This window comes from Streptomyces sp. TRM64462, from assembly GCF_013362995.1.
Lineage (GTDB): Bacteria > Actinomycetota > Actinomycetes > Streptomycetales > Streptomycetaceae > Streptomyces.
In genome coordinates, this window is the sequence record NZ_JABWDV010000441.1 from 1 (window position 1) to 3,651 (window position 3,651).

The following is a 3,651-nucleotide window of genomic DNA, read 5'->3' on the forward strand; positions in this document are numbered from 1 at the left end:
CAGCGACCCGGTGCCCGCCGCGTCCGCCCCCGTGTCGCCGCACCCCGACGCCACCGCGGACGGCCACCCGAGCGCCCCGCCGCACGGCGACGGCCCGGTCACCGACCCCACGCGCCCGGGCACCCTGCCGCCGCTCACGTCGCCGCTGCCGTCGCACGGCCGGGACGGCGCGGGCACCGGCGAGGACTCCGCGAACCCGTCTGACAACGATGGCGGTTCGGGCGGTGGAGCGAAGGACGGCGGCAAGGACCGGGACGCGGTCCCGTCACCGGTGGTCACCTGGTCCGAGCGGACCACGCAGGCGTGCCGCGACTTCCGGGACGGCCGCCTCGACAGCGTGCGCCGGCAGCAGCTGGAGGCGGCGGCCCGTACGAGCGGCGGCGTCCAGCGGTTCTGCGACCAGGTGCTGTCGGGCCGCCGGCCGGGCGGCTCGGCCGGTACGGGCGGCACCACGCCCGGCACCGGCGGTACGGAAGCGGGCACGGGTACCGGTACCGGTACCGGCACCGGTTCGGGCGCGGGCGGCCCCGGTACCGGCAGCGGCGACCGCGACGCCGACGGCGACAGCGACGGGGGCCGCGGCACGGGCAACGCCGGCGGCAAGACGTCCGGCGGCGAGGCGTCGTCCGGCGGCAAGGCGGGTCAGGCGGGCCAGGCGGCGTCCGGCGACAAGGCGGCATCCGGAGCGGCATCCGGAGGCAAGACCTCCGGTGGTAGCCGTCCGTAAGGCTCTGACCTGCGCTTTCCCGGTCGTTCGTCAGAGGTGTGACACTTTTCGACCGCGTGACGCAGTACTGAGTGAGCCGACTGGTCATCGGCGGCGCAAGGAGCCGGGGTTCCCCCCGTACCTACGGCTCAGCGCATTTGGCGCGGGCGGGACACGTTCCCCCGGTCCCGCCCGCGCCCATCTCTCACCAGTGGACGACTCTCACCAGTGGACGACGACCTTGTCGCCGGCCTTCACCTCGTCGAACATCTTCGCCAGCCGCTCCTTGTCCCGGACGTTGACGCAGCCGTGCGAGTTGCCGTTGTAGCCCTTGGCGGCGAAGTCGGCCGAGTAGTGCACGGCCTGGCCCCGGCTGAAGAACATCGAGTACGGCATGGGGGTGTGGTAGAGCGTCGACGTCCAGTTCCGCTCCTTGCGGTCCACCTTGAAGACACCCTCGCGGGTCTGCAGCTCCGTGCCCTCGACACCGAAGCGCACGTCCATCGCCGAGACCACCTTGCCGTCGATCATCCAGGCGAGCGTCCGGCTCTCCTTGCTGATGCACAGCACACGGCCCGTCATACAGCGCGGATCCGGGGTGTCGAGCTCGAGCGTGGTCGGCGGCCGCAGCTCGTTCTCGGTCGGCTTGCGGGTCGTCGCCAGCAGCCTCTGCCAGGTCGTCTCGTCGACCGAGCCCGTCTCCGGCAGGGAGCTCTTCTTCTGGAACGCGGTGACCGCGCGGGCGGTGATGGAGCCGTAGAACGCCGTGGGGCTGCGGTCGAAGTGCCCGGCCTGCCGTAGCCGCGCCTGGAGCTCACGTACCTGCTCGCTCTCGGCGCCCTTGGCCATCAGCGGCTTGGCGCCGGACGGCTTGTCGTCGGACGACTCGGAAGCGTCCGGCGACGCGGCGGAGGGCGAAGCCTCCGCCTCGGAGGCCGAGGCCGAGGGCGAGGGCGAGGGCGAGCCCGAGGCGGACGCGGACGGGGACGCGGACGCCGACGGAGAACCCGCCCCCGACGTCTCGGAGACGGACGGCGAAGCCGACCCGGCCGCCCCCACGGCCTGGGCGGTGCAGCCGGTGGCGAGCGCCACCGCGGCGGCGGCCAGTGCGGCTCTGCGGACAACGGACGTACGACGGTGCATTGCAGCCCCCCGGGGTGTTGGATCGTTCGTACGTAGGGATAGTTCCCGGGGAGAAGTGGTTGCCCTGGGCAGGGGCGGTTGTGACGATGCTGTGACGCACGCTGCGGGAACGCTGTGAGCAAGCTCCCAGCCTGCGGCACTCCACCGGTCGCACGCCCGCCGCTACAGTCCGTCGCGAGGGTCGGATACCTGCGAGTAGGTCTACCGGAAGGCACAGCACATGGCGCGCGAGTCGGAGTCGGGACTGCCCATTGAGCCGGTGTACGGGCCGGATGCCCTGGCTGGGTGGGACCCGGCGGTGAAGCTGGGCGAGCCGGGTGGGTATCCGTTCACGCGGGGTGTGTATCGGTCGATGTACACGGGGCGTCCGTGGACGATGCGGCAGTATGCGGGGTTCGGGACGGCGGTGGAGTCGAATGCCCGTTACAAGCAGTTGATCGCGAACGGGACGATGGGGTTGTCGGTGGCGTTCGATCTGCCGACGCAGATGGGGCATGACTCGGACGCGCCGATTGCTCATGGTGAGGTGGGCAAGGTGGGGGTGGCGATCGACTCGGTCGATGACATGCGGGTGCTGTTCGACGGGATTCCGCTGGACCGGGTGTCGACGTCGATGACGATCAACGCTCCCGCGGCGTTGCTGCTGCTGTTGTATCAGCTGGTGGCGGAGGAGCAGGGGGTCAGCGCGGAGAAGCTGACGGGGACGATCCAGAACGATGTGCTGAAGGAGTACATCGCGCGGGGTACGTATATTTTTCCGCCGAAGCCGTCGCTGCGTCTGATCGCGGACATCTTCCAGTACTGCCGGGCGGAGATCCCGAAGTGGAACACGATCTCGATCTCGGGCTATCACATGGCGGAGGCGGGTGCGTCGCCGGCGCAGGAGATCGCGTTCACGCTCGCGGACGGGATCGAGTACGTGCGCACGGCGGTCGCGGCGGGGATGGACGTGGACGACTTCGCTCCGCGGTTGTCGTTCTTCTTCGTGGCGCGCACGACGTTCCTGGAGGAGGTGGCGAAGTTCCGGGCTGCGCGCCGGATCTGGGCGCGGGTGATGCGGGAGGAGTTCGGGGCGAAGAACCCGAAGTCGTGGATGCTGCGTTTCCATACGCAGACGGCCGGGGTGCAGCTGACGGCGCAGCAGCCGGAGGTGAATCTGGTGCGGGTGGCGGTGCAGGGGCTGGGCGCGGTGCTGGGCGGGACGCAGTCGCTGCACACGAACTCGTTCGACGAGGCGATCGCGCTGCCGACGGACAAGTCGGCGCGTCTGGCGTTGCGGACGCAGCAGGTGCTGGCGTATGAGACGGATGTGACGGCGACGGTCGATCCGTTCGCCGGCAGCTATGTGATCGAGAAGATGACCGATGACGTGGAGGCGGCGGCTCTGGAGCTGATGGGGAAGGTCGAGGACCTGGGCGGCGCGGTCAGCGCGATCGAGCACGGTTTCCAGAAGAACGAGATCGAGCGTTCCGCCTACCGCATCGCCCAGGAGACCGACTCCGGCGAACGTGTCGTGGTCGGTGTGAACCGTTTCCAGCTCGATGAGGAAGAGCCCTACGAGCCCCTGCGCGTCGACCCGGCCATCGAGGCCCAGCAGGCCGCCCGCCTGGCCAGGCTCCGCGCCGAACGCGACCAGCAGGCGGTCGACGCCGCCCTGGCCGAGCTGAAGAAGGCCGCCGAAGGCACCGACAACGTCCTCTACCCCATGAAAGACGCCCTCAAAGCCCGCGCCACCGTCGGCGAAGTCTGCAACGCCCTCCGCGACGTCTGGGGCACCTACGTCCCCACCGACGCCTTCTGAC

The 3,651-nt window shown here is 70.3% G+C and carries 2 protein-coding genes and 1 pseudogene; 2 read left to right on the forward strand and 1 reads right to left on the reverse strand.

The genetic code is table 11. The features are described 5' to 3' along the window. Nucleotides 1-727, forward strand: a pseudogene (locus tag HTZ82_RS28380) (hypothetical protein); the annotation flags it as partial. A 201-nt stretch (nucleotides 728-928) separates the two neighbouring features. On the opposite strand, the gene HTZ82_RS28385 reads toward HTZ82_RS28380, so the two are convergent. Then, entirely contained in the window at nucleotides 929-1,849 is a 921-nt protein-coding gene (locus tag HTZ82_RS28385; protein WP_254712175.1) for a L,D-transpeptidase family protein, read from the reverse strand. 220 nt (nucleotides 1,850-2,069) lie between these two features. Here HTZ82_RS28385 and HTZ82_RS28390 point away from each other — a divergent pair, with 220 nt between their 5' ends. Next, nucleotides 2,070-3,650, forward strand: coding sequence for a methylmalonyl-CoA mutase (locus HTZ82_RS28390; RefSeq protein ID WP_175412243.1), 1,581 nt, complete (start codon nucleotides 2,070-2,072; stop codon nucleotides 3,648-3,650). Nucleotide 3,651: the final 1 nt, after the last annotated feature.

Coding starts and splice junctions, on each gene's coding strand:
- HTZ82_RS28385 (WP_254712175.1), bottom strand. CDS start 1,849: ATGCACCGTCGTACGTCCGTTGTCCGCAGAGCCGCACTGGCCGCCGCC.
- HTZ82_RS28390 (WP_175412243.1), top strand. CDS start 2,070: ATGGCGCGCGAGTCGGAGTCGGGACTGCCCATTGAGCCGGTGTACGGG.